The 25,473-nt window shown below is 67.6% G+C and carries 17 protein-coding genes; 9 read left to right on the top strand and 8 right to left on the bottom strand.

From position 1 onward, the window contains the following. Positions 1–28 precede the first annotated feature (28 nt). The 4 genes from ACPRTJ_RS21915 to ACPRTJ_RS21900 all read right to left on the bottom strand — a co-directional run bounded on the left by ACPRTJ_RS21915 (position 29) and on the right by ACPRTJ_RS21900 (position 5,361). A complete protein-coding gene (locus ACPRTJ_RS21915; protein ID WP_426427289.1) occupies positions 29–2,257 on the bottom strand; it encodes a TonB-dependent siderophore receptor in 2,229 nt (742 codons plus the stop codon). A gap of 150 nt (positions 2,258–2,407) precedes the next feature. Then, a complete protein-coding gene (locus ACPRTJ_RS21910) occupies positions 2,408–3,826 on the bottom strand; it encodes a short-chain fatty acid transporter (RefSeq protein ID WP_104573086.1) in 1,419 nt (472 codons plus the stop codon). 143 nt (positions 3,827–3,969) lie between these two features. Next, positions 3,970–4,626: a CoA transferase subunit B gene (locus ACPRTJ_RS21905; protein WP_043862940.1), complete on the bottom strand. Its 657-nt coding sequence runs from the start codon at positions 4,624–4,626 to the stop codon at positions 3,970–3,972. A 36-nt stretch (positions 4,627–4,662) separates the two neighbouring features. After that, on the bottom strand, positions 4,663–5,361 hold the full coding sequence (locus ACPRTJ_RS21900; protein ID WP_043862941.1) for a CoA transferase subunit A: 699 nt from the start codon (positions 5,359–5,361) through the stop codon (positions 4,663–4,665). A 206-nt stretch (positions 5,362–5,567) separates the two neighbouring features. Here ACPRTJ_RS21900 and ACPRTJ_RS21895 point away from each other — a divergent pair, with 206 nt between their 5' ends. Beyond that, positions 5,568–6,389, top strand: a complete 822-nt coding sequence (locus ACPRTJ_RS21895) for an aldo/keto reductase (protein WP_043862942.1) — start codon at positions 5,568–5,570, stop codon at positions 6,387–6,389. Here ACPRTJ_RS21895 and ACPRTJ_RS21890 read toward each other — a convergent pair whose 3' ends face one another. The 4 genes from ACPRTJ_RS21890 to lexA are packed head-to-tail and all read right to left on the bottom strand — an operon-like array spanning position 6,390 to position 12,123. Beyond that, on the bottom strand, positions 6,390–9,488 hold the full coding sequence (locus tag ACPRTJ_RS21890; protein ID WP_218278986.1) for an error-prone DNA polymerase: 3,099 nt from the start codon (positions 9,486–9,488) through the stop codon (positions 6,390–6,392). Further along, positions 9,464–10,882: a Y-family DNA polymerase gene (locus ACPRTJ_RS21885; protein WP_078480165.1), complete on the bottom strand. Its 1,419-nt coding sequence runs from the start codon at positions 10,880–10,882 to the stop codon at positions 9,464–9,466. The genes ACPRTJ_RS21890 and ACPRTJ_RS21885 overlap by 25 nt, the downstream gene beginning before the upstream one ends. A 6-nt stretch (positions 10,883–10,888) precedes the next feature. Beyond that, positions 10,889–11,506, bottom strand: a complete 618-nt coding sequence (gene imuA, locus ACPRTJ_RS21880; RefSeq protein ID WP_043862945.1) for a translesion DNA synthesis-associated protein ImuA — start codon at positions 11,504–11,506, stop codon at positions 10,889–10,891. Next, positions 11,506–12,123, bottom strand: coding sequence for a transcriptional repressor LexA (lexA, locus tag ACPRTJ_RS21875; RefSeq protein WP_196932376.1), 618 nt, complete (start codon positions 12,121–12,123; stop codon positions 11,506–11,508). Before lexA ends, imuA begins: the two co-directional genes overlap by 1 nt. 91 nt (positions 12,124–12,214) lie before the next feature. Between lexA and ACPRTJ_RS21870 the strand changes: the two genes are divergently transcribed. The 8 genes from ACPRTJ_RS21870 (at position 12,215) to ACPRTJ_RS21835 (ending at position 25,460) form a co-directional block, all read left to right on the top strand. Beyond that, the gene (locus tag ACPRTJ_RS21870) at positions 12,215–12,871 is read left to right on the top strand and encodes an HAD family hydrolase (RefSeq protein ID WP_054915391.1); all 657 of its coding nucleotides are present in this window, start codon (positions 12,215–12,217) and stop codon (positions 12,869–12,871) included. A gap of 430 nt (positions 12,872–13,301) precedes the next feature. Beyond that, complete coding sequence (gene glgA, locus ACPRTJ_RS21865; protein ID WP_058541106.1) at positions 13,302–14,864, top strand: glycogen synthase GlgA; 1,563 nt, start codon at positions 13,302–13,304, stop codon at positions 14,862–14,864. Between the two features lie 13 nt (positions 14,865–14,877). Continuing rightward, positions 14,878–16,650 (top strand): malto-oligosyltrehalose trehalohydrolase, encoded by a 1,773-nt coding sequence (gene treZ / locus ACPRTJ_RS21860; protein ID WP_426427288.1) that lies wholly within the window; start codon positions 14,878–14,880, stop codon positions 16,648–16,650. After that, positions 16,643–18,715, top strand: a complete 2,073-nt coding sequence (malQ, locus tag ACPRTJ_RS21855; protein WP_426427287.1) for a 4-alpha-glucanotransferase — start codon at positions 16,643–16,645, stop codon at positions 18,713–18,715. Before treZ ends, malQ begins: the two co-directional genes overlap by 8 nt. Next, positions 18,712–21,516 carry a malto-oligosyltrehalose synthase gene (locus ACPRTJ_RS21850; RefSeq protein ID WP_426427286.1) on the top strand — a complete coding sequence of 935 codons (2,805 nt, stop codon included), beginning with the start codon at positions 18,712–18,714 and terminating at the stop codon, positions 21,514–21,516. The genes malQ and ACPRTJ_RS21850 overlap by 4 nt, the downstream gene beginning before the upstream one ends. After that, a complete protein-coding gene (locus ACPRTJ_RS21845) occupies positions 21,513–21,815 on the top strand; it encodes a DUF2934 domain-containing protein (protein ID WP_043862952.1) in 303 nt (100 codons plus the stop codon). Before ACPRTJ_RS21850 ends, ACPRTJ_RS21845 begins: the two co-directional genes overlap by 4 nt. Before the next feature lie 102 nt (positions 21,816–21,917). Continuing rightward, positions 21,918–24,083 (top strand): glycogen debranching protein GlgX, encoded by a 2,166-nt coding sequence (gene glgX / locus ACPRTJ_RS21840; protein ID WP_054915395.1) that lies wholly within the window; start codon positions 21,918–21,920, stop codon positions 24,081–24,083. A 318-nt stretch (positions 24,084–24,401) separates the two neighbouring features. Then, positions 24,402–25,460 (top strand): autotransporter outer membrane beta-barrel domain-containing protein, encoded by a 1,059-nt coding sequence (locus ACPRTJ_RS21835; RefSeq protein ID WP_043862954.1) that lies wholly within the window; start codon positions 24,402–24,404, stop codon positions 25,458–25,460. Positions 25,461–25,473 lie beyond the last annotated feature (13 nt).

Here is a 25,473-nt window from a genome sequence, read left to right as displayed (position 1 = left end):
CCAGCCCTGTTGGCTCGGCTTCAGGGCGCTACAACCGCCAATCCAGGCTCACCGTCAGCGTGCGCGGATCACCCCAGTACACCCCGTTGTAGAACCCCACATTGTTGTAGTACCTGGTATCCAGCAGGTTCTTCACGTTCAAGGACGCCGACAGGTGTTCGTCGAACTCGTAACGGGACATCAACCCCACCACCGTGTAGGACCGCTGGCGAATGTCAGCCGGCGCCGTGATGATCCGGCCATCGCTGCCTCGCCCCACCGGACGATTGCCGCTGCGGTAGATGTCGCTCTGCCAATCCACCGACCCACCCACGGTCAACCTGTCCATCACCCTGTAGGTGCTGTTCCAGCGCACCATGTTCAACGGCTGGGTGGTGTTGCGCCGCTTGTGCTCGGCATCCAGCGAGTGGGTGTAGCTGTAGCCCAGGGTCATGTTCCACCCCGCCATCACCTCGCCAGCGACCTCCGCCTCGAAGCCCTCCACGGTATTGCCCTTGCCGCCGGACTTGTAATACTGCTCGCCGTTGGGCCCTACCGGAATGGAATCGTCCACCTCGGCCACGTTGTCCTGCTTGCTGCGAAACACCGCCGTCGACAGGTTCAGGCGCTCGTCCAGCAGGCTGCCCTTCAGGCCCACCTCGTAGTTGCTGCCCACCACCGGTTCCAGGTACTTGTCGTCGACATCCTTGTAGTTCTGCGGCTTGAAGATGTCGGTGTAGCTGGCGTACACGGTGTATTGGTCGGTGATGTCGTACAGAACGCCCGCATAGGGTGTCCACACGTCATTGTGGGTGCGGCTGGAGCGCGGGTTCTCCACCACCTGCCCCGCCGCATCGAATGCCCATGAGCGCCCCGTGACCTTCCAACTGCCGTAGCGGCTGCCCAGCACCAGGTGCAGTGCATCGGTCACGTTCAGCCGGGTGGCGACATAGCCGGCCTTCTGCTGCGTGGTATCGCGCGAACCATCCAGGTTGGTCACGGTATCGGCGAACTTGTCTACCCCGCCCAGGTACTTCCAGTCGGGGATGGCCGTGTAGCCGGGCGGCAGGTCCAGGGGCCGCTTGAGCGGCGCGCTGTTGCGCCGCTGCGACTCGCCATAGCCGATCATGAATTCGTGCTCGCGCCCCAGCAGCGCAAAGGGCCCGCCCAGGTTAAGGTCGGCGGCGCTCATTTTCTCGTCGCCGATGAAGTGGCTGACCCAGGCATTCATGCCGCTGCGGTCGGCCTCGGGGAAGCCCTGGCCACCGAAGTACACCTTGCCGTCGGTTTCGCTCTGGCGGTAGGTGTAGGCCGCCTTGAGGTGCCAGTCGCCGCCCAGGCGCTGGTCGAGGGTGGCAAACACGGTCTCGTCCTTGAGCGGCCACGAACTCCACGGCGCCGAGATGTTGTTCGAGCGCGGCAGCTTGGCCTTGCCACCGGAGGCGTTCCAGTACGGCACGGTGCCCCACGAGGCACCCTGTACATGCTTGTTCTGGTAGTCGTACCCCACCGCCAGCACGGTGTCGTCGCTCAGGTCGCCCTCGAGAATGCCGTAGGCCACCTCGCGCTGGGTCTGGTAGCGGTCGCGAAACGAATGGGCATCGCGGTAGGCCAGCACGCTGCGCCCGCGCAGACGGCCGTCGAAGGCCAGCGGCCCGCCCACGTCGACATAGCTGTAGTAGTTGTCGTAGCTGCCGCCACGCAGGCCGGTTTTCACCGCCAGTTCATGGGTGGGGCGCTTGCGCATCATGTTGATGGTGCCCGACGGGTCGCCGGCGCCGGTGGTCAGCCCGGTGGCGCCACGCACCACTTCGATGCGGTCGTAGATGATGGTGTCCGAGTCGGACTTGAGCCCCGCGAAGGTGTTGAGCATGCCGTCGATCTGGAAGTTGTCGATGGCATAGCCGCGCGAGTTGTAGGTGGGGCGCTCGGAGTCGTTGCGCTGCACCACCACGCCCGTCACCTGGCCCATGGCTTCGGAGAGGTTGTCGAGCTGGAAGTCGTCCAGCTGCTGGCGGGTCAGCACCGACATCGACTGCGGGGTGTCCTTGATCGACAGGTTCAGGCGGGTTGCGGTGCTCATGCTGCCGGTGGTGTAGGCCCCGGTGTTTTCGGTGGTGCTGCCCAGGCCCTGGGCACTCACGTTGGTCGAACCCAGCTCCAGCGCCTGGGGGGCGGCGTCGGGCAGGGGTTCGTTGTCAGCCAGTGCGACGGCGCTGCAGGCGGTGCTGTACAGGCCCAGTGTCAACGTCATGGAACGGGTAATCGGCGCGAACATCGCGGCCTTCTCCTTGTTTTACGACGGGAAATTCCGTTTAGAAATACACAGCGGGACATCATCGGATCACCCTTAATACGAATGCTTATCGATTTAATTTAGGCATGAAAAAGGCGATCCGAAGATCGCCTTTTTTACCCGCCGGATGCGCTACGGCATCACAGGTGGCGTGTACTGCAACGTGGTGCCCAGCGCCCAGAGCAGGAACAGCACCAGCGGCACGTGCACCAGCAACTGCACGAACGAGAAGCCGATCAGGTCGCGCGCCTTGAGCCCCAGCACGCCCAGCAGCGGCAGCATGTAGAACGGGTTGATCAGGTTGGGCAGCGCCTCGGCGGCGTTGTAGATCTGCACCGCCCAGCCCAGGTGGTACTGCAGGTCGTTGGCCACCAGCATCACGTAGGGCGCCTCGATGATCCACTTGCCGCCACCGGAGGGAATGAAGAAGCCCAGCACCGCGGAGTACACGCCCATCAGCAAGGCGTAGGTGTCATGCGAGGCGATCTGCACGAAGAAGGTGGAGATATGGTGCGCCAGGGTTTGCGCGTCCACGCCCTTGACCTGGGTGAGGATGGCCGCGATCGAGCCGTAAAGCGGGAACTGGATCAGTACCCCGGTGGTGGTCGGCACCGCACGGCTCACCGCATCCAGGAAGCTGCGCGGACGCCAGTGCAGCAAGGCGCCGAGCATGATGAACAGAAAGTTGTAGGTATTGAGCCCCGAGATCGCGGTGATGGCCGGCTTGGTCGAGAACTCGTGGTACAGCCAGCCAGCCGCCAGGGCCACCAGCAGCAGGGTCAGCACCGGGCTGTATTCCAGCCATTCACCTGGGCGCGTGCGCTGCGCCGGTGGTGGTGCGCTGAAGCTGGGGTCGATGCCACAGGCCTGGGCATCGCGGGCACTCTGCGGGCCGGGTGCAGTGGCGTAGGCCACGATCAGCGACACGATGACCAGCGCCGCCAGCATCACGCCCGACTGCCAGAGGAAGATGGTTTCGGTGAACGGGATCACCCCGGTGATCGCCAGGATCGACGGCGGCAGGCTGGCCGGGTTGGCTTGCAGCTGCGCGGCCGACGAGGACAGGCCCAGGGCCCATACGGCGCCCAGGCCCAGGTAGGCGGCGGCACCGGCGGCGCGGTAGTCCATCTTCAGGTCGGTACGGCGCGCCAGGGCGCGTACCAGCAGGCCGCCGAACACCAGCGACAGGCCCCAGTTGAGCAGCGAGGCGACCATCGATATCAGCGCCACCCAGCACACGGCCGAACGGCCGTTCTTCGGAATGCGCGCCAGGCGGTCGATGAGTTTCACCGCCGGCGGCGAGCTGGCCACCACATAGCCGCCGATGACCACGAAGGCCATCTGCATGGTGAAGGGGATCAGGCTCCAGAACCCGTCACCGAAGGCGGTGGCGGTATCGAGGGGTTTGGCGCCCATGGCCAGGGCGGCCAGTGACACCAGCACCACGGCCAGGGCGGCGAACACCCAGGAGTCGGGGAACCAGCGTTCGGCCCAGTTGGAGCAACGCAGGGCAAAGCGGGCGGAGCGGCTGTCTTGGAGTTCGGCGGCCACGGGATTTTCCTTCTTATTGATTTTTTTTGAACGGCTGAAGGCCCCTTCGCCGGCAAGGCCGGCTCCTGCACAGGAATGCGTGGTTCCCTGCAGGAGCCGGCCTTGCCGGCGAAGAGGCCAGCACAGGCAAGGCGGTTATCAGCCTAGAACGTCATCTCTTTCACATCATCGGCCACGATCAGCTTGCCGGCGGTCTTGGCGATGATCTCTTCCACGCTCACCCCCGGCGCTGTCTCGCGCAGGATGAACGCGCCATTCTCGATCTCAAGATAGGCCAGGTCGGTCAGCACCTTGCGGATGCAGCCGGCACCGGTCAGCGGCAGGCTGCAACGCGACAGCAGCTTGGACTCGCCGTCCTTGGAGGCATGGGTCATGGTGACGATGATGTTTTCGGCACCGGCCACCAGGTCCATCGCCCCGCCCATGCCCTTGACCAGTTTGCCCGGGATCATCCAGGAGGCGATGTTGCCCTCCACGTCCACCTCGAACGCCCCCAGCACAGTGAGGTCGACGTGGCCGCCACGGATCATCGCGAAGGACTCGGCCGAGTTGAAGATCGACGCGCCGGTGCGGGCGGTCACGGTCTGCTTGCCGGCGTTGATCATGTCGGCGTCCAGCTGCGCTTCGGTAGGGAATTCCCCCATGCCCAGCAGGCCGTTCTCCGATTGCAGCATCACGTCCATATCCGCCGGGACGTAGTTGGCCACCAGGGTCGGGATGCCGATGCCAAGGTTGACGTAGTAGCCGTCCTTGAGTTCACGGGCTACACGTTGTGCCATTTGTTCGCGGGTAAGTGCCATGCTCAGGTTCTCTTTGTTGTTCTGCGCGGGGTCGGGTCAGGCTTTGACGGTGCGTTTTTCGATACGCTTCTCGAACGTGCCGACGATGACCCGGTCGACGTAGATGCCCGGGGTATGGATCTCGGTAGGCAGCAGCACGCCTGGCTCGACGATCTCCTCGACCTCCACCACGGTGATCTTGCCGGCGGTGGCGGCCAGCGGGTTGAAGTTCTGCGCGGTGTTGCGGTACACCACGTTGCCGTAGTGGTCGGCCTTCCAGCCCTTGACGATGGCGAAGTCACCGGTGATGGCTTCTTCGAGGATGTACTTGCGCCCGTTGAATTCGCGCACTTCCTTGCCTTCGGCCACCGGGGTGCCGTAGCCGGTGGCGGTGAAGAAGGCCGGGATGCCGGCGCCGCCGGCGCGCATCTTCTCGGCCAGGGTGCCTTGCGGGGTAAGTTCCACTTCCAGCTCGCCGCTGAGCAGCTGACGCTCGAACTCGGCGTTTTCGCCCACATACGAGGCGACCATCTTGCGGATCTGGTGGTCTTCGAGCAGCACGCCCAGGCCAAAGCCGTCGACGCCACAGTTGTTGGACACCACGGTCAGGCCGCGCACGCCGCGGCGCTTGATCTCGGCAATGAGGTTTTCAGGGATGCCGCACAGGCCGAAGCCGCCTGCCAGTACGGTCATGTTGTCGGCAAGGCCTTCGAGGGCCTCTTCATAGGTCGCTACGCGCTTGTCCAGTCCGGCCATGCTGATTCGCCTTTTGTAGTTGTAGAACCGACGAGGGTCGTCGGAGAGCGTCTGGGGCCATCTTCACCCTTGGCCACTCATTTGTTAATTTTGTTTTTTTGATGGATTGATTGGTTATTCAAATCAATGTCGACGCGGGTAGGCTTGACCCGCCACAAAACCCTAAAGGACAGTAGACCACCCTCCCCACTTTGCAGGAGCCTTCCATGCGTACGCTCGAACTCGGCGACTCCACCGTACCCGTCATCGGCCAGGGCACCTGGTACATGGGCGAAGACCCCGGCCAGCAGAAAGCCGAGGTCGCCGCCCTGCAGCACGGCATCGACCTGGGCCTGACGTTGATCGACACCGCCGAAATGTATGCCGAGGGCGGCGCCGAGCGGGTGGTGGGCCAGGCCATCCAGGGGCGTCGCGAGCAGGTCTGCGTGGTCAGCAAGGTGTACCCGCACAACGCCAGCCGCAGCGGCATCCCCGCCGCCTGCGAGCGCAGCCTGCAGCGCCTGGGCACCGACCATATCGACCTGTACCTGCTGCACTGGCGCGGCCAGTACCCGCTGGAGGAAACCGTCGAAGCCTTCGAGCGCCTGCGCGAGGCCGGCAAGATCCGGCGCTGGGGCGTGTCCAACTTCGATACCGATGACCTGCGCGAGCTGGACAACCCGGCCTGCGCCACCAACCAGGTGCTGTACAACCCCGAGCAGCGCGGCATCGAGTTCGACCTGCTGCCCTACAGCCACAAGCGCCACTTGCCAACCATGGCCTACTGCCCGCTGGCCCAGGCCGGACGCCTGCTCAAAAACGCGACCCTCAACCAGATCGCCGAACGCCATGGCGCCACCGCGGCCCAGGTGGCGCTGGCCTGGGTAACCCGTGAAGACGGCGTGATCGCGATCCCCAAGGCGGTGGACAAGCGCCATGTGCAGCTCAATGCCGCCGCGGCCAGCCTGACCTTGAGCAGCGAAGACCTGCGCGCCATCGACCGCGCCTTCCCGCCGCCCACCCGCAAGCAGCGCCTGGCGATGGTGTGATCAGCGAAAGTCGCGGCTGCGCACATCCAGCCCGTGCAACAGCGGGCTGAGGTCTTCCAGGCGCTTCGCGATCAGGTGGCGCACGCCGTCGGCGCATTCGAGCGTACCCATCACCCGCAGCAGCTGCGAGCCCACCAGCACCCGGCGCTGACGCTCGGCCAGCTCGCGCCACACCACCACGTTGACCATGCCGAACTCATCCTCCAGGGTCACGAAGGTCACGCCGCTGGCAGTGCCTGGCCGCTGGCGCCCGGTGACCAGCCCCGCCACGCTCACCGCATCGCCGTGTTCGGCCCCCTCCAGGGCCTGCGAACTGCGACAGCCCAGGCCATTCAGGCGTCGGCGCAGCAGGCTCAGCGGGTGCGGGCCCAATGTGGTGCCGACGCTGGCATAGTCGGCAAACAGGTCCTCGCCCACGCTGGGCACCGGCAGGTTCACCGGCGCTTCACGGGGCGGCTCCACCCCGGCGAACAGCGGCAGTTGCGCCTGCACCGCCGCCACTTCCCAGCGCGCCTGATAACGGTGCCCGGCCAGGGCGCCCAGGGCCCCGGCATCGGCCAGCAGCGCCCGCGCCCGCGCATCCAGGCCGGCACGCAGGCACAGGTCGGCCACATCGCCGAACGCCCGCTGCGCCCTGGCCTGTGCCAGGCGCAGGGCATCGTCCTGGCGAAAGCCGCGCACCTGGCGCAGGCCAAGGCGCAGCGCCAGTTCATCGCCGCCCACCGGCTCCAGGCTGCAGTCCCACTGGCTGTGCTGCACATCCACCGGGCGAATCTGGATGCGGTGGCGGCGCGCGTCCTGCAGGATCTGGTCCGGGCTGTAGAAGCCCATCGGCCAGCTGTTGATCAGCGCACAGGCGAAGATCGCCGGCTCGTGGCACTTGAGCCAGCAACTGGCGTAGGTCAGCAAGGCAAAGCTGGCCGCGTGGGACTCGGGGAACCCGTAGCTGCCAAAGCCCTTGATCTGCTCGAAGATGCGCTCGGCGAACTCGACGCTGTAGCCGTTGTTCAGCATGCCCCGGGTCAGCCGCTCGCGGTGTGGCTCCAGGCCGCCGTGACGTTTCCAGGCGGCCATCGAACGGCGCAACTGGTCGGCCTCGCCCGCCGTATAGTCGGCGGCCACCATGGCCAGCTCCATCACCTGTTCCTGAAACAGCGGCACACCCAGGGTGCGCTCGAAGACCTTCTTCAGCGCATCCGACGGGTAGGTCACCTGCTCCTGCTTGTTACGCCGGCGCAGGTACGGGTGCACCATGTCGCCCTGGATCGGCCCGGGGCGCACGATGGCCACCTCGATCACCAGGTCGTAGAACTCGCGTGGCTTGAGCCGCGGCAGCATGGCCATCTGCGCCCGTGACTCGATCTGGAACACCCCCACGGTATCGGCACGGCCGATCATGTCGTAGGTGGGGACATCGTCCGGCGGCAGGGTCGCGATGGTCAGCTCGCGCCCGCGGTGGTAGCGCACCAGGTCGAAGCAGCGGCGCAAGGCGCTGAGCATGCCCAGGGCCAGGATATCGACCTTGAGCAGGCCGACCATGTCCAGGTCGTCCTTGTCCCACTGGATCACCGTGCGTTCGTCCATGGCGGCGTTTTCCACCGGCACCAGGGTGTCCAGTGGCTGCTCGGAAATCACGAAGCCACCAGGGTGCTGCGACAGGTGCCGGGGGAAGCCGATCAGCTCGCCGGTCAAGGTCAGCACCCGGTGCAGCAGCGGGCTGTCGGGGTCGAAACCGGCTTCGCGCAACCGCTCCGGCGGCGGGATGCGGTCGGTCCAGCGCCCGCAGCAATCGGCCAGGGCGTTGATCTGGTCGGGCGGCAGCCCCAGCACCCGGGCAATGTCGCGCACCGCCCCGGCGGCATGGTAGGTGCTGGCCACGGCCGTCAGGGCGGCGCGGTGGCGGCCATAGCGGTTGAACACGTATTGCAGCACCTCTTCGCGCCGTTCGTGCTCGAAGTCCACGTCGATGTCCGGCGGCTCGTCGCGCTCACGCGATAAAAAGCGCTCGAACAGCAGGTGCGTGCGGGTCGGGTCCAGCTCGGTGATGCCCAGCACGAAGCACACCACCGAGTTGGCTGCCGAGCCCCGGCCCTGGCACAGGATGCCCTGGCCACGGGCAAAATGAACGATGTCGTAGACGGTCAGGAAGTAGCTCTCGTAGCCCAGCTCGGCGATCAGCGCCAGTTCGTGTTCGAGGGTCTGGCGCACGGCCGGCTCGATTCCTCCCGGCCAGCGCCACGGCACCTGGCGTTCGCACAGCGTGCGTAGCCAGCCGGTCGGCGTGTACCCCTCGGGCACCACTTCGCGCGGGTACTGGTAGCGCAACTGGCCGAGGTCGAAGGTGCAGCGCCGGGCAATCTCCAGGGTGGCCTCAAGCAGGTGGGCCGGGTACAGCTCGGCCAGTTGCGCCAGGGGCCGCAGGTGCCGCTCGCCATTGGCGAACAGGTGCTGCCCGGCACCGGCCACGGTGCTGTGATGGCGCAGCGCGCTCATGCAGTCCTGCAGCGCGCGCCGCCCACGCGCATGCATGTGCACGTCGCCACAGGCCACGGTGCGCAGGTTCAGGCTCGCGGCCAACCCCTGCAGTTGTTGCAGGCGCTGATGATCGTCGGCACCGCGATGCAGTTGCACCGCCAGCCACAGGCGCTCGCCGAACACCTCGCGCAGCCACAGGCCGGGGCCGGCCTGCAACGGCTCGTCCGGCACCCACAGCGCCAGCAGGCCGTGCAGCGGGCCGGCGAAGTCTTCGCGCAGCAGCTGGTATTCGCCCTTTTTCGCCCGGCGCCGCGCCAGGGTGATGAGCCGACACAGGTGCTGGTAGCCGCTCAGGTTTTCGACCAGCAGCACCAGCCTGGGGCCGTCGTGCACCCGCACCTCGCTGCCGACGATCAGCTTGAGGCCCGTCTCCCTGGCCGCCTGCCAGGCGCGCACGATACCGGCCAGGGTGCATTCGTCGGTGATCGCCAGGGCCTGGTAGCCCTGCTGGTGCGCCCGCTCGAACAGCTCGCGGGCACTCGAGGCCCCGCGCTGGAAGGTGAAGTTCGACAGGCAGTGCAGCTCGGCATAGCCCACGCTCATGCGAACCAGCCCTGCAGCCACAACGGCCCGCCTTCGCCCAGTGGCCGGTAGGCCCAGCCGCGCTGGCCGGCCGGGGTTTCGACCAGGTAGTAGTCACGCCGTACATCGCCGCCATCCCACCAGCCGGATTCGATCCGCTCGGGCCCGGCCAGCAGGCGCAGGCCCTCGGGCGCCAAGGCCTGCGGCTCGGCCAGCAGCCAGCCCGGGCGCGGCGGCCCGCCCGGCGCACGGGCCAGCGGCGGGGCGCCGCCTGCCGCCTGCCAGGCGCACTCGGGGCGGTGGTCGGCAAAAGCCTGCACAGCCCGCACGCTCTCATCGCCCAGGCGTGCACGCAAACGCTCGCGCAACTGCTCCCAGCCCTGTTGCTGCTGGGGCCGCGCATTGAACAGCTCGCCCGGTTGCGGCACGAACGCCGGCAGGTCGTCGGCCACCAGGCGCACGCTGCGCACCGGTGCGGGCAGGCTCAACTGCTCCAGGCGCCCGCGTGCCAGCTCGAACAGCATGCCCGCCTCGCGTTCGGCGGCCAGCAGGCCGACCACCACCGGCGTGGCGACGCCCCGGGCATGTTCCAGGTGCAGGGTAAAACGCTGCACGCCGCCGTCACGGCTGGCCAGGAACGCCGCCAGGTCGGCAATCAGCCGGCGCAACGGAAACAACAGCGCCTGGTGCGACTCCACATCGAAGTTGAGTTCCAGGCGCGCCTCGAACCGGTCCGGCGGCCGGTAGCACGCCAGCGCCATGGGGCGCAGGCCCAGCAGGCGATCCAGGTGCACCTGCACGCTGGCGGCAAAACGCCTGGCCAGGGTGTCGCGCGGCAACCCCAGCACCTGCCCAAGGTCGCGCAGGCCCATGCGCGACAAGGCCGTGGCGGCCTCCACCGGCAGGCCGATGCGGTCCACGGGCATCTGCGCAAGGGCGGCGCGGGTGGCCTGGGGGTCGTTCAGTGCCAGCCCGTCATGGGCGTTGGCCAGCATGCGCGCCGCCACCGGGTTGCTGGCCAGCACGATGCGATGACGCAGCCCCAGCTCGCCCAGCTCCTTGCGCAGGCGGGCCTCGAACAGCGGCCAGGGCCCGAACAGGCCCAGGCTGGATTCGACTTCGAGCAACACGGTGCGTGGGTAATGCAGGCTGACCTGCGAACTGAACTGGTAGGCCCAGGCGGCCAGCAATTGCTGCAACTGCTCGACCGCCGCCGGGTCATGCTCGACGCAGGTAAAACTGCTGGCCAGCGCCTGCGCGGTGCTCAGGCTCTGCCCGGCGCGCAGCCCCAGGGCCCGGGCCGCCGGGTTGACCGCCTGCAACACGCGCCGCTGCGCCGGGCCGCTGAGCAGCACCAGCGGCGCCTGGGGGTCGTCGCGACCGCGCAGCACGCTGTCGAGTGCCAGTTGCGGCAGCAGGATGCAGGCCCACAGCATCGCCCATCACCCTCGCCCGGCCATGGCGATCGGGGTGGCCGGGGCCAGCCCGCCACGGCACTTGAGCACCCGCCACTGCGCCGGGTGCAGGTCGACGGCAATGCGCAGCGCGGCCGGCGACGGGTTGAGTGCCGCCTGCTGCGGGCGGCAGGCAAAGGCCAGGGTCTGGCCGGTTTCGGCAGCCACCTGCAGGCGGCGCAGGGCGCGGTCGTCGACCTGCTGCGGCCAGCACAGCACCGCGCCGCAACTGCCCGAGCGCAGGCACTGCTCGGCGGCCCACAGGGCCTCGACGCGGGAGGCCTGGATCAGCGACAGCCAGCGCAGGTCGACACCGGCTGCCAGCCAGGCGGGCGGGTACGGAATGAACGGCGGCGCCACCAGCACCACCCGTTCGCCGCTGGCAGTCAGGCGCGCCAGGCTCGGCCAGAGCAGGTGCAGCTCGCCGGCGCCCTCGGCAGCCAGCAGCAGTTCGCTGAGCGCACCCGGTGGCCAGCCGCCGCCGGGCAGCACCGCGTCCAGCGCGGCATGCCCGGTGGGTTGCAGGCCCCGGGGCTGGGCCAGCGGGCGCCCCTTCCAGACCCGCCGCTCGTCGAGCAGCCCGTCGAGGCTGACCACCGCGCCCATCAGTCGCGCCTCAACAGGCCGCAGAACACCCCTTCGATCACGAAGTCGCGTTCGGGCCCCACGTCTATCGGTGCATAGGCCGGGTTGCGCGGCAGCAGGCGGTAGTGCGCGCCTGCGCGCTGGAAGCGCTTGATGGTGACCTCCCCATCGAGCCGGGCCACCACGATCTGCCCGTCGCGGGCATCGGGCTGCTGGTGAATGCCCACCAGGTCGCCGTCGAAGATACCGTCGTCGATCATCGAGTCGCCGCGCACCTTCAGCAGGTAGGTGGGGGTACGGCTGAACAGGTGCGCATCGAGCATCAGCTGTTCGTGGATGTCCACGTCGGGCCCGATCGGGCGGCCGGCGGCCACCTGGCCCAGTACCGGGATCTCCAGCACCTCGGGGCGGCGCAGCGCACCGGCCAGGCGGATGCTGCGCGCCTGGTTGGGGGTGACCTCGATGAAGCCGGCCTCGCACAGCGCCTGGATGTGCTTGCGCGCCACGCTGCGCGAGGCAAAACCGAAGGCCTGGGCGATGTCGGCCAGGCTCGGGGGCTGCCCTTGCTGCGCGATGCGGTCGCGGATGAAGGTCAGGATGGCGGCACGTTTGGGCGATAGTCTGTTCATGGAGCACATTTGTACTCTTTTCGGGTTTATCTGACCAGCCCCGCTGATCGCCACGGCAAAATGGTTATGATGGCCCGCCGTGCAATGGAAACCGCGCCCCATGCTTGAAGCCCTGCTGTTCGACCTCGATGGCACCCTGACCGACACCGATACCCTGCATTTGCAGGCACTGCAGCAGTTGCTGCGTGAGCAGGGTCGCGAACTGAGCGAGGCCGAGTTCGACGCCCACGTCAGTGGCCGGGCCAACGCCGACATGTGCCGCTACCTGTTCCCCGGGCGCCCGGTGGCCGAGCATGAGGCATTCGCCGACCGCAAGGAGGCGCGCTTTCGTGCGCTGTCGCCGACCTTGCAGCCCACTGCCGGCCTCGAACGCCTGCTGGCGCATGCCGAGCGCCGCGGCATCGGCATGGCCGTGGTCACCAATGCGCCACGGGCCAATGCGCAGCACATGCTGGCAGCCATGGGCCTGGCCGAGCGCTTCGAGCATGTGCTGGTGGCCGAGGAACTGGCACGGGCCAAGCCCGATCCCCTGCCCTACCTCACCGGCCTGGAGCGCCTGGGGGCCAGGGCAGACCATGCGCTGGCGTTCGAGGATTCGGTGCCGGGCGTGACGGCAGCGAGCCGCGCGGGGATCCTTACCGTGGGCCTGTCGACCAGCCAGGCGCCGCAGGTGCTGCTGGAGGCCGGTGCGCAGCTGGTGGTGAAGAACTTCGACGATGAGCGCCTGTGGCAACTGATTGCGCAGATGAGCGGCTGAAGCCACCCACCGCGCCGGTTTCGCCAGCCAGGCTGGGACGTGCACCATCGGGGGTCACCTTCGAGCGGTGCACGCTCGCTGTCGGTGCACCCCTGTGCCGGCCAATTCACAAAACATGACCAACGGGTCACATTTATCCCGCCCCTCTCCTACACTGTTCAATCGACCTGATACCGTCCGGAAAACTCGATCGAAAATAGTCGAAACTTCTGCAAACCCGGTAGGTCAGCAACTAAGTAGGCCAACGACTCTGGTTACCCAGGCGCAGCCCACCCCCCACTCGTCAGCACGCCATCGGCAGGAGCGCCGGCTGGCGTAGCGCTTGCACGTGTGTCCGGGGCGTTTCACCGCATCACATGACATAGCGAGAACAACAGTACAGACATGCAGCGGGTGGGATACGCCCGCAGAACAAGGGACGGAGACAAGTATGATCAGCGCCGCTGTCGAACCTCATGCAGAGCATTTCAACCCGGATACCAGCGCGCAGGTGCGTGCTGCCCAGATCGTCACGACAGCCAAGGCCCCTGCCCTCGATACCCGGCGCAACCCGAACAAACGCAAGGTGCTGTTCGTGACCTCGGAAATCGCCGACCTGGTCAAGACCGGCGGCCTGGGCGACGTCTCCGCCGCCCTGCCCCGCGCCATGCGCCACCTGCACGATGTACGCGTGCTGATCCCCGGCTACCCGCAGGTACTCGAAAGCGACAACCCGATCCACCTGGTGGGCGAGCTGGGCGGCCATGCCGCACTGCCCCCGTGCAAGATCGGGCGCATGGACCTGGCCGACGGCCTGGTCATCTATGTACTGATCTGCCCCGAGCTGTACCAGCGCGAAGGCACCCCCTACGGCGCCAACAATGGCCGTGACTGGCCCGACAACCATATCCGCTTCGCCCGCCTGGGCCTGGCCGCCGCCGAAATCGCCGCGGGCGAGGGGATGGTGCACTGGAAGCCCGATCTGGTGCACGCCCACGACTGGCCTGCCGGCCTGGCCCCGGCCTACATGCACTGGCGCGGCCTGAACACCCCCACCCTGTTCACCATCCACAACCTGGCCTACCAGGGGGTGGTCAGCCGCGGCTGCTGCCCGGAACTGGCGATTCCCGAACACGCCCTGCAACAGGAAGGCATGGAGTTCTACGGCAAGCTGTCGTTTCTCAAGGCCGGCCTGGCCTACTCCAGCCACATCACCACGGTCAGCGCCACCTATGCCCGGGAAATCACCACCCCGGCCTTCGGCTGCGGGCTCGACGGTTTTCTTGGCAGCAAGGCGCAGCAGGGCCTGCTCAGCGGCATCCCCAACGGCATCGACGAAAGCTGGGATTCGGCCACCGACACCCACCTGACCCACCGCTTCAGCATCAACGACTGGGAAGGCAAGGCGGCCAACAGCAGCCAGGTGCGCGAGCTGTTCGAGCTGGAGCCCTCCACCGGCCCGCTGTTCGCCGTGGTCTCGCGCCTGGTGTACCAGAAGGGCCTGGACCTGACCCTGGGGGTGGCCGAGTACATCGTCGAGCAGGGCGGCCAGATCGCCATCATCGGCCGCGGCGAACCGGAGGAAGAGCAAGCCATGCGCGAGCTGGCCAGCCGCTTCCCGGGCCGCGTGGGGGTGCGCATCGGCTTCAACGAGACCGACGCACGGCGCATGTTCGCCGGCAGCGACTTTCTGCTGATGCCCTCGCGCTACGAGCCCTGCGGCCTGAGCCAGATGTACGCGCAGCGCTTCGGATCGCTGCCGGTGGCGCGCAACACCGGCGGCCTGGCCGACACCATCGAGAATGGCGTCACCGGCTTTCTGTTCGACGAATCGAGCGTGGAGAGCTACCGCGAAGCACTCTCGCGGGCCTTCTACGTATACGGCAAGAAACACCTGCTCAATGCCATGCGCTGCCTGGCCATGACCCAGCCATTCAACTGGTGTCAGGCCGTGGAACCCTATGCCCACCTGTACGAGGAACTGGTGACGCGCGCCACGCTCAACGCAGGCTGAGGAGAACTGCCGTATGCCCTTCAGGTCACAGGAACACGCGACCCACGGGGCCGTGATGCTGGACAGCCACACCACCCGCTTCGCCCTCTGGGCGCCCGATGCCCGGCAGGTGGAGGTGGAATGTGAAAACGCCGCCCCGCAACCCATGCAGCGTAGTGACGACGGCTGGTTCGTGCTGCGCATGCCCTGCCCGGCCGGTACGCGCTATCGCTACCGTATCGACGGCGACCTGTCGGTCGCCGACCCGGCCAGCCGTGCCCAGCCCGACGGCGTGCACGGCCCCAGCCAGGTGCTGAGCACCGAATATGCCTGGCAACACCCCGACTGGCAGGGCCGCCCCTGGCACGAGGCAGTCATCTATGAAGTGCACGTGGGCCTGCTGGGCGGTTACGCCGGCGTGGCCAGGCACCTGCCGCGCCTGGCCGCACTGGGCGTGACCGCCATCGAGCTGATGCCCATCGGGCAGTTTCCCGGCCAGCGCAACTGGGGCTATGACGGCGTGCTGCCGTTCGCCCCGCAAGCGAGCTATGGCACCGCGCAGCAACTCAAGGCGCTGATCGACCAGGCCCACGCGCTGGGGCTGATGGTGCTGCTGGATGTGGTGTACAACCACTTCGGCCCCGACGGCAATTACCTGCACCGTTATGCCCAGGGCTTCTTTCGCGAAGACCGGCATACGCCCTGGGGCGCGGCCATCGATTTTCGCCGCCGCCAGGTGCGCGACTTCTTCATCGAGAACGCCCTGATGTGGCTGCACGACTACCGCTTCGACGGCCTGCGCCTGGATGCGGTGCACGCCATCGACGACCCTGATTTTCTGCATGAGCTGGCCCGCCGCGTGCGCGCCAGCACCGCACCGGGCCGGCAGGTGTGGCTCACCCTCGAGAACGAGCGCAACCAGGCGCACCTGCTCCAGGAGGGCTACGACGCCCAGTGGAACGACGATGGCCACAACGCCCTGCACGTGCTGCTGACCGGCGAGCAGGAAGGCTACTACGTCGATTACCGCGAGGCGCCGCTGAACAAGCTGGCGCGTTGCCTGAGCCAGGGGTTCGTGTTCCAGGGCCAGCCGGACCGCAACGGCGAACCGCGTGGCGAAGCCAGCGGCCATCTGCCGCCCAGTGCCTTCGTGCTGTTTCTGCAGAACCATGACCAGATCGGCAACCGCGCGCTGGGCGAGCGGCTCGAGCGCCTGTGCCCGCCCCAGGCCCTGCGCGCCGCCACCGGGCTGCTGTTGCTGGCACCGATGATCCCGCTGCTGTTCATGGGCGATGACTGGGGGTGCCGCCAGCCCTTCCTGTTCTTCACCGATCACCACGACGACCTTGCCACCGCCGTGCGCGAAGGCCGACGCGCCGAGTTCAAGGGGTTCAAGGCCTTCGCCGACCCCGAGCAACGGGCGCGCATCCCCGACCCGAACGCCGCCCAGACCTTCCTCGACTCGCAACCGCAATGGGGCGAGGACAGCGAGCAGTGGGTGGCGCTGTACCGTCGCCTGCTGTACCTGCGCCACCAGCACATAATCCCGCGCCTGCCGGGCACCCGCGCCCTGGGCGCCCAGGTGGTCGACGGCCAGGGCGTGAGCGCCCGCTGGCAACTGGGCGATGGCAGCGAGCTGCGCATCGACCTCAACCTCGGCCAGCAGCCACTGGCCCTGGACCTGCCGGCCCGCGAGCGGCACCTGTTCGAAAGTTGCGAACTGCCCCCGGGCCCACCCTGCCTGCCGCCGTTGAGCTGCGTGGTGAGCCTGACCCCTTCCTGCCCCACGGAGCCTGTGCATGCCTGACCTACCCTTGCTGCAACTGGCCGAACGCGCTGGCCTGGCGGTGGACTGGATCGACGCCAACGGGCGCGCCCAGCGTGTCAGCGAACCGGTCCTGCGGCGCATCCTGGCCGCCCTTGGCCACCCGGCCGCCGACGACATCGCCATCGCCAACAGCCTCAAGGCCCTGGAAAAAGCCCACGATTCCCGTCACCTGCCGCCACTGCTGACGGTCGACCAGCACCAGCCGCTGGACCTGTCGCGCTACTTCGCGGCCAACAGCCGCTGCGAGGTGCAGCACGAGAACGGCACCCGCCAGCAGCTGCAGCTGGATGCCCAGGCCCTGCTGCCGCCCGGGCTGCCACTGGGGTATCACCAACTGCATATCGACGCCACCACCTTCACCCTGGCCGTGGCCCCGGCGCAGTGCTACAGCCTGGCCGATGCGCTGGGCACCCCGCACCCACGGTGCTGGGGCCTGAGTGCCCAGCTGTACAGCCTGCGCCGCCCGGGCGACGGCGGGCTGGGCGACTGCCTGGCACTGGAGGGCCTGGCACGCAGCGCCGCCGAGCGTGGCGCCACGGCCCTGGCCATCAGCCCGGTGCACGCCATGTTCACCCGCAACCACCCCAGCTACAGCCCCTATTCGCCATCCAGCCGGCTGTTTCTGAACAGCCTGTATGCCAGCCCCCAGGCAGTGATCGACGAGCGCACGGTGCGTATCACGGTCCAGGCCCTGGGCCTTGAGGCCCAGCTCGAACAGCTCGAAGGCCTGCCGTTGATCGACTGGCCACGGGCGGCCGGGGCACGCCAGCAGATATTGCAGGCGCTGTACCAGGGCTTTATCAAGGGCGAGCAACCGCAGCGCGCCGACTTCGACAGCTTTCGCCACGCCGGCGGCCAGGCGCTGGAAGACCACTGCCGCTTCGAAGCGCTGCTCGATGCCGCCGCCGAACGCGGCGAAAGCCAGGACTGGCGCCAGTGGCCGGCCGCCTGGCTCGACCCGCGCAGCGCCGAGATTGCCGCGTTTGCCGCCGACCACGTCGAGCAGATCGGCTTCTATGCCTTCTGCCAGTGGCTGATCGCGCGCAGCCTGGAGCGTGCCCAGGAAGCGGCGCGCGGCAGCGGCATGGCGGTGGGCCTGATCGCCGACCTGGCAGTGGGGGCCGACGGCACCGGCAGCCAGGCCTGGAGCCGCCAGGACGAGCTGCTGGCCGAGCTGCACGTCGGCGCCCCGCCCGACATCCTCAACCGATCAGGGCAAAGCTGGGGCATCTGCGCGTTCTCCCCCGAGGGCCTGCGCCGCAACGGCTACCGCGCCTTCATCGAGATGCTGCGGGCCAACTTCGCCCACGCCGGGGGCCTGCGCATCGACCATGTGATGGGCCTGCAGCGCCTGTGGCTGATCCCCCAGGGCGCCGCCCCCAGCGAAGGCGCCTACCTGCACTACCCACTGGACGACCTGCTGCGCCTGCTGGCCCTGGAGTCGGTGCGCCACAAGGCCATCGTGCTCGGCGAAGACCTGGGCACGGTGCCCGAAGGCCTGCGCGAAAAGCTCGCGGCCCGCGCGATCCTGGGCATGCGTGTGCTGCTGTTCGAGCAGGACCCGCCCGGGCAGTTCACCCCCATCCTCGACTGGCCCGACAACGCCCTGGCCACCACCAGCACCCACGACCTGCCCCCGCTGGCAGGCTGGCTGCAGGCCCGCGACATCGACTGGGGCCAGCGCCTGGGGGCGATCGACGCGATCACCGAGCGCGACTGGCGCGACAGCCGCCAGCATGAAATCCAGGGCCTGCGTCGCCTGCTGCACAGCAGCTACGGCGACACCAGCAGCGAAGCCGACACCCTGATCGATGCCAGCCTGCGCCTGCTCGGGCATACCCGCGCGCCGCTGGTGCTGGTACCGCTGGAAGACCTGCTGGGCGTGGACGAACAACCCAACCTGCCCGGCACCGTCGACACCCACCCCAACTGGCGCCGCCGCTTCGCGTTGCCCGCCGCACAGCTGCTGGACGACAGCGATGCGGCGCGACGCCTCGAGCTGCTGGCCCAGGCCCGTGAACAAGCCTTCGAGCGTGACCGATGAACAGCCTCACCGCCACACTGCGCCTGCAATTTCATGCCGACTTCAGCCTCGACGATGCGGTGCCGCTGGTGCCCTACTTCGCCCGGCTGGGCATCAGCCACCTGTACGCCTCGCCCCTGTTGCAGGCGCGGCCCGGTTCGCGCCACGGCTACGACGTGGTCGACCCGACCCGGGTCAGCCCCGAACTGGGTGGCGAGGCGGCGCTGGAACGCCTGGTGGCCGCGCTGCGCCAGCACGGCATGGGCCTGATCCTGGACATCGTGTCCAACCACATGGCCGTGGGCGGCGCACACAACCCCTGGTGGCAGGACCTGCTGGCCTGGGGCCGGCGCAGCCCCTACGCCGAGTTCTTCGACATCCAGTGGCATTCGCCCGACCCGTTGCTCAAAGGCCAGTTGCTGTTGCCGTTCCTGGCCAGCGACTATGGCGCGGTGCTGCAGGCCGGGGAAATCCCGCTGCGTTTCGACGCCCGCCACGGGCGCTTTCACATCGAGCACCACGAGCACCGCTTCCCGATCAGCCCGCCGGACTATGCGCGCATCCTGTGCGTCAGCGGCCACCCCGAGCTGAGCGAACTGGGGGCACGCTTTGCCGCCTTCGAGGGCCAGCGCCACGCCCCGGCCAACGTCGAGGCGGTGCACCAGGCCCTGGCCGAACTGGCCCGCGAGCCGCGCATCGGCCAGGCCATCGACCAGGTACTGGCCGCCTTCGACGGGCGCACCCCCAGCGGTTTCGAGCACCTGCATCAACTGCTCGAACAGCAGCACTACCGCCTGGCCAGCTGGCGCACCGCCGGTGACGACATCAACTGGCGGCGCTTTTTCGACGTCAACGAGCTGGGCGGCCTGCGCGTGGAGCGCCCGGCGGTGTTCGAGGCCACCCATGCCAAGGTGTTCGAGCTGATCGAGCGCGGCCTGGTCGACGGCCTGCGCATCGACCACATCGATGGCCTGGCCGACCCGCGCGGTTACTGCCGCAAGCTGCGCCGACGCGTCGACGGCCTGCTCCCACGCCGGCCGCTGAGCGCTGCGCTCGAGCACTTTCCGATCTACGTGGAGAAGATCCTCGGCCCCGGCGAGCGCCTGCACGACGACTGGCGGGTGGACGGCAGCACCGGCTACGAATTCATGAACCAGGTCTCGCTGCTGCAGCATGACCCGCAGGGCGAAGCCGAACTGACCGCGCTGTGGCACGACCTGAGCGAGCGCCCGGCGTTCGTCGAGGAACTGCGCCTGGCCCGCCAGCTGGTGCTCAATGCCAGCCTGGCCGGCGACTTCGAATCGGTGGCCCAGGCCCTGCTGCAGGTGGCGCGCAACGACATCATGAGCCGCGACCTGACCCTGGGCGCCATCCGCCGCGCGTTGCAGGCGCTGGTGGAGCACTACCCGGTGTACCGCACCTACATCAATGCCTGCGGGCGCCCGGCGATGGACGAGGGGTTCTTCCAGCAGGCCCTGGCCGATGCGCGTTCGAGCCTGGGCGAAGCCGACTGGCCGCTGCTGGACTACCTGCAGCGCTGGCTGGGCGGCCAGCCCTGGCGCGAGCTGGGCCCGGGGCGGGCGCGCAAGCAGTTGCGCCACGCCTGCGTGCGCTTCCAGCAGCTGACCTCGCCCACCGCCGCCAAGGCCGTCGAAGACACCGCCTTCTATCGCTCGGCGGTGCTGTTGTCGCGCAACGACGTGGGCTTCGACGCCGAGCGCTTCAGCGCACCGGCCGAGGCCTTCCATGCCAGTTGCCAGCAACGCCTGGCGCACTTCCCCGACAACCTGCTGGCCACCGCCACCCATGACCACAAGCGTGGCGAAGATTGCCGCGCACGCCTGGCGGTGATCAGCGAACGCAGCCACTGGTTCTACCAGCGCGTGGAGCTGTGGCGTGAACTGGCCTCGCCCCTGCGCACACAACTGGCCGATGGCGTGGCACCGAGTGCCGGCGATGAACTGCTGCTGTACCAGACCCTGCTCGGCAGTTGGCCGATGACGCTGCGCTGCGATGACACCCAGGCCTTGCGCGGCTACGCCGAACGCCTGCGCCAATGGCAGCGCAAAGCCCTGCGCGAGGCCAAGCTGCGCAGCAGCTGGAGCGCCCCCAACGAGGCCTACGAGCAGGCCTGCGCACGCTTCATCGACGCCCTGCTGCTGGAGCCGCAATGCCAGCAGCTGCGCCAGTCGGTGGCCCAGGCGGCGCAGGCCCTGGCCTGCCCGGGCGCGCTCAACAGCCTGGTGCAGAGCCTGCTGCGCATGACCGTGCCGGGGGTGCCCGACCTGTACCAGGGCAACGAATTCTGGGACCTGAGCCTGGTCGACCCGGACAACCGCCGCGCGGTGGACTACGCCGCGCGCCGCCAGGCCCTGGACGACAGCCTGCCCCCCGCCGAACTGCTCGGGCACTGGCAGGACGGGCGGGTCAAGCAGGCCCTGATCGCCCAGGTGCTGGAGCAGCGCCGGGCCTACCCAGAGCTGTTTCGCCACGGCCGCTACCAACCCCTGGAGGTACGCGGCAAACACGCCGAGCGGGTGCTCGCCTTTGCCCGTATCGGCGAGGCGCAACGTGCGGTGGTGGTGGCACCGCGGCTGGCCTCGGGCCTGCTGGGCAACGCCACGCAACCCTTGATCCCGGCACAGAACTGGGACGATACCCGTGTGCTTTTACCGTTCGCCTTGTGCGCTGCCAATTGCACGGGACTTTTCGCCCAGGGCGCAGTCACACCCTCTAACGAGCTGTGGCTGAGCACTGCGCTCAAAGCCTTCCCCGTCAATCTCTTCATAGAACAGACTGAGTCATCAGGAGCGTCGAGATGAGTGCTGAGGAAAAACGTATCCGCGAATTCGCCTACCAGATCTGGGAGTCGGAAGGTAAACCCGAAGGCCAGGAGGAGCGCCACTGGGAGATGGCGCGCAAGTTGGCCGAAGCCGAGGCCATTGCGCCCAAGGCCGCCCCGCGCAAGCCCCGTACCACCCCGCCAGGCGCACCGCCGGTAGCCCCTGGCGCCAAGCCAAAGCCCGGCGCCGCCGCGTCCAAGGCCAAGCCGCCGGCCCCTGCGGCCAAGCCCGACCCGGCAAAGAAGCCGCGTACCGCGAAGAAGCCCGCCACGCCCTGACGCCGCCGTACCTTGCGTCACTACCGCCCCGGGGCAGCGCAACGCTGCCCCGGCGCCCAGTGCGTCGCCTTTCGCCCCCCAAGGATCGCTACAAGGATTGCCATGACCCAGCCCAAGTCCAAACACAACACCCAGCCCGACGCCGTTGAACCTTCGCGCATCCGCGAGGGCCTGCCCTTCCCCCTGGGCGCCACCTGGGATGGCCTGGGTGTGAACTTCGCACTGTTCTCGGCCAACGCCACCAAGGTCGAACTGTGCCTGTTCGACGCCAGCGGCGAACATGAGCTCGAGCGCATCGAACTGCCCGAGTACACCGACGAGATCTACCACGGCTACCTGCCCGACGCGCACCCGGGGCAGATCTACGGCTACCGCGTGTACGGCCCCTACGAGCCGCAGAACGGGCACCGTTTCAACCCCAACAAGCTGCTGATCGACCCGTATGCCAAGCAGCTGGTCGGCGAGCTGCGCTGGTCCGAGGCGTTGTTCGGCTACACCATCGGCCACCCCGATGGCGACCTCAGTTTCGACGAGCGCGACAGTGCGCCGTTCGTGCCCAAGTGCAAGGTCATCGACCCGGCCTACACCTGGGGCCGCGACCAGCGCGTGGGCGTGCCGTGGGACCGTACCGTGTTCTACGAAGCGCACGTGCGCGGCATCAGCATGCGTCACCCGGCGGTGCCGGAAGCGGCGCGCGGTACCTTCGCCGGGCTGATGAACGACGAGCTGCTGGGGCACATCAAGGGCCTGGGCGTCAGCTCCATCGAGCTGCTGCCGATCCACGCCTTCGTCAACGACCAGCACCTGCTGCAAAAGGGCCTGAACAACTACTGGGGCTACAACAGCATCGCCTTCTTCGCGCCCCACCCGCGCTACCTGGCCAACGGCAAGATCGCCGAGTTCAAGGAGATGGTCGCGCACCTGCACGACGCCGGCCTGGAGGTGATTCTGGACGTGGTCTACAACCACACCGCCGAAGGCAACGAGCAGGGCCCCACACTGTCGATGCGCGGTATCGACAACGCCTCGTACTACCGCCTGATGCCCGACGACAAGCGCTACTACATCAACGACTCGGGCACCGGCAACACCCTGGACCTGAGCCATCCCTGCGTACTGCAACTGGTCACCGACTCGCTGCGCTACTGGGCAGGCGAGATGCACGTTGATGGCTTTCGCTTCGACCTGGCGACCATCCTGGGCCGCTACCACGAAGGCTTCGACGAGCGGCACAGCTTTCTGGTGGCCTGTCGCCAGGACCCGCTGCTGAGCCAGGTCAAGCTGATTGCCGAACCCTGGGACTGCGGCCCCGGTGGCTACCAGGTGGGCAACTTCGCGCCGGGCTGGGCCGAATGGAACGACCGCTTTCGCGACACCGTGCGCGCCTTCTGGAAAGGCGACGAAGGCCAGCTGGCCGACTTTGCCGCGCGCATGACCGCCTCCGGCGAGCTGTTCAACCGCCGCGGCCGGCGCCCCTATGCCTCGGTCAACTTCATCACCGCCCACGACGGCTTCACCCTGCGCGACCTGGTGTCGTACAACGACAAGCACAACGAGGACAACGACGAGAACAACCAGGACGGCAGCAACAACAACATCTCCTGGAACCACGGGGTCGAGGGGCCCACCGACGACCCCGAGATCAACAGCCTGCGCCAGCGCCAGATGCGCAACTTCTTCGCCACCCTGCTGCTGGCCCAGGGCACGCCGATGATCGTGGCCGGCGACGAGTTCAGCCGCACCCAGCACGGCAACAACAACGCCTACTGCCAGGACAGCGAGATCGGCTGGATCAACTGGGACCTGGACGAGCAAGGCAGCGCCCTGCTCAAGTTCGTCAAGCGCCTGACCAAGCTGCGCCTGGCCTACCCGATCCTGCGCCGCAGCCGCTTCCTGGTGGGCGACTACAACGAGGCGATCGGGGTCAAGGACGTGACCTGGCTGGCGCCGGACGCCAGCGAGATGAGCGTGGAACAGTGGGAAGACCCGCAAGGGCGTTGCCTGGGCATGCTCATGGACGGGCGCGCGCAGGTCAGCGGCATCCTGCGCCCGGGGGCAGACGCCACCTTGCTGCTGATCGTCAACGCGCACCACGACGGCGTGGACTTCACCCTGCCCGACGTGCCCGAGGGCGAGTACTGGAACTGCCTGATCGACACCGACCGGCCGCAGCTGCGCAAGGCCCAGCGCCTGGAATTCGGCAGCGTGTTCAACGTCACCGGACGCTCGTTGCTGCTGTTGGAACTGCAACGGGACGAGGACGCCTGACGCTTTAGCAATCATTCGAAATAGCCAGCCGCGTTGTCATTCGCAACGCGGCTATGCCCAATCAGGAACCGCTATTTTTCAACCGCTTACCCCCTCCAACACGGCCATCACAAAATAATCACACTATCTTGACGCCTGCCTGCGACTCTCCTTAGCTACACCTAGAACCACCGTGTTCAACTTCATTCCGGGCCTCTGGCACGCGGCTTTGCGCGCGCCATGGGGCAGGTTTGCTGGTTTGGGTCGCTCTCTGTTCCTGCCTTACAGCCCGTGACATCAGGCCAGACCTTTGGCTGTAACACACAGAGGAGATCGGCCATGAAAAGCGCACCCTGCCCTTCGGGGCTCGAGTATGTTTTCTACGCACTGTCAACGTCGCTGCTGCTGGCAACCCCGCTGGAAAGCCTGGCGGCGGGGCTGGAAGACGACGACCCGATGTTCAACCCGGCACACGGCCTGGCGCTGCCGTCGCTGGTCCCGGCCAGCGTGTCGGGGCTGAGCCTGGGTACGCTGGGGGCGTTTTCCGAACGCCTGGCAGAGCGCACGGCGGTGTTCGGCGACGAAGGCATTGCCAGCCAGTGGGCGCAGTTCTTTCCCACCCCGGTCAGGACCGCCCCGCAACGCCTGGATGCCCCCAACCAGAACCTGCAGATCGCCCCCGACCTGTTCGTGCGGGAAACCGCCGGCGGCAACACCCACCGCGCCGGGATCTTCATGGGCCACAGCAACCTGCAGGGCGGCCTGGACAATCGCCGGCCACAGCTGGGCGACAAGCAGAACGCCGTGCGCCTGGAAGGGCAAAGCCTGGGCATGTACTGGAGCCTGCAGCATGACCAGGGCTGGCATGTGGATGCGGTGGCCATGGGCACCCGTTTCGACGCCAGCGGGCGCGGCAGCGACGGCGAACGGCTCGATGGCAACGGGCACGCGCTGACCTTCTCGGTGGAGGGCGGCTTCCCCATCGGCCTGGGCAAGCACTGGGTGATCGAGCCCCAGGCGCAGTTGATCAACCAGCAGTACTACCCCGGCAACGACGCCCAGGCCCAGACCCTGCAGGCCTATGACAGCCAGCCGAGCTGGACCGGCCGGGTGGGCGCGAAGCTGTCGGCCCGCTACGAGGTGCGCGGCATGCCCATCGAACCCTATGTGCGCACCAACGTGTGGTACGACTTCTCGAACGCCGACACGGTGAGCCTGGACAAGGTCGACAAGATCAGCAGCGGACGCAACGCCACCACCGTGGAGGTGGGCCTGGGCCTGGTGGCACGGGTGACGCCCAAAGTGGCGCTGTTTGTCAGTGCCGATTACAGCAGCGACGTGGACGACAACGACTTGAACGGGTTGATCGGCAACCTGGGGGTGCGTGTGCGCTGGTGAGCGGCGCTGAATG

The organism is Pseudomonas palmensis (assembly GCF_049942755.1).
In the GTDB taxonomy this organism is placed as follows: Bacteria; Pseudomonadota; Gammaproteobacteria; order Pseudomonadales; family Pseudomonadaceae; genus Aquipseudomonas; species Aquipseudomonas palmensis.
This window is presented reverse-complemented; position numbering and strand designations above follow the sequence as displayed.

Bases quoted from the DNA above. Each gene is read 5' to 3' on its own strand.
- ACPRTJ_RS21915 (WP_426427289.1), bottom strand. From the start codon at position 2,257: ATGTTCGCGCCGATTACCCGTTCCATGACGTTGACACTGGGCCTGTAC.
- ACPRTJ_RS21905 (WP_043862940.1), bottom strand. From the start codon at position 4,626: ATGGCACTTACCCGCGAACAAATGGCACAACGTGTAGCCCGTGAACTC.
- ACPRTJ_RS21900 (WP_043862941.1), bottom strand. From the start codon at position 5,361: ATGGCCGGACTGGACAAGCGCGTAGCGACCTATGAAGAGGCCCTCGAA.
- ACPRTJ_RS21895 (WP_043862942.1), top strand. From the start codon at position 5,568: ATGCGTACGCTCGAACTCGGCGACTCCACCGTACCCGTCATCGGCCAG.
- ACPRTJ_RS21885 (WP_078480165.1), bottom strand. From the start codon at position 10,882: ATGCTGTGGGCCTGCATCCTGCTGCCGCAACTGGCACTCGACAGCGTG.
- imuA (WP_043862945.1), bottom strand. From the start codon at position 11,506: ATGGGCGCGGTGGTCAGCCTCGACGGGCTGCTCGACGAGCGGCGGGTC.
- lexA (WP_196932376.1), bottom strand. From the start codon at position 12,123: ATGTGCTCCATGAACAGACTATCGCCCAAACGTGCCGCCATCCTGACC.
- ACPRTJ_RS21870 (WP_054915391.1), top strand. From the start codon at position 12,215: ATGCTTGAAGCCCTGCTGTTCGACCTCGATGGCACCCTGACCGACACC.
- glgA (WP_058541106.1), top strand. From the start codon at position 13,302: ATGATCAGCGCCGCTGTCGAACCTCATGCAGAGCATTTCAACCCGGAT.
- treZ (WP_426427288.1), top strand. From the start codon at position 14,878: ATGCCCTTCAGGTCACAGGAACACGCGACCCACGGGGCCGTGATGCTG.
- malQ (WP_426427287.1), top strand. From the start codon at position 16,643: ATGCCTGACCTACCCTTGCTGCAACTGGCCGAACGCGCTGGCCTGGCG.
- ACPRTJ_RS21850 (WP_426427286.1), top strand. From the start codon at position 18,712: ATGAACAGCCTCACCGCCACACTGCGCCTGCAATTTCATGCCGACTTC.
- ACPRTJ_RS21845 (WP_043862952.1), top strand. From the start codon at position 21,513: ATGAGTGCTGAGGAAAAACGTATCCGCGAATTCGCCTACCAGATCTGG.
- glgX (WP_054915395.1), top strand. From the start codon at position 21,918: ATGACCCAGCCCAAGTCCAAACACAACACCCAGCCCGACGCCGTTGAA.
- ACPRTJ_RS21835 (WP_043862954.1), top strand. From the start codon at position 24,402: ATGAAAAGCGCACCCTGCCCTTCGGGGCTCGAGTATGTTTTCTACGCA.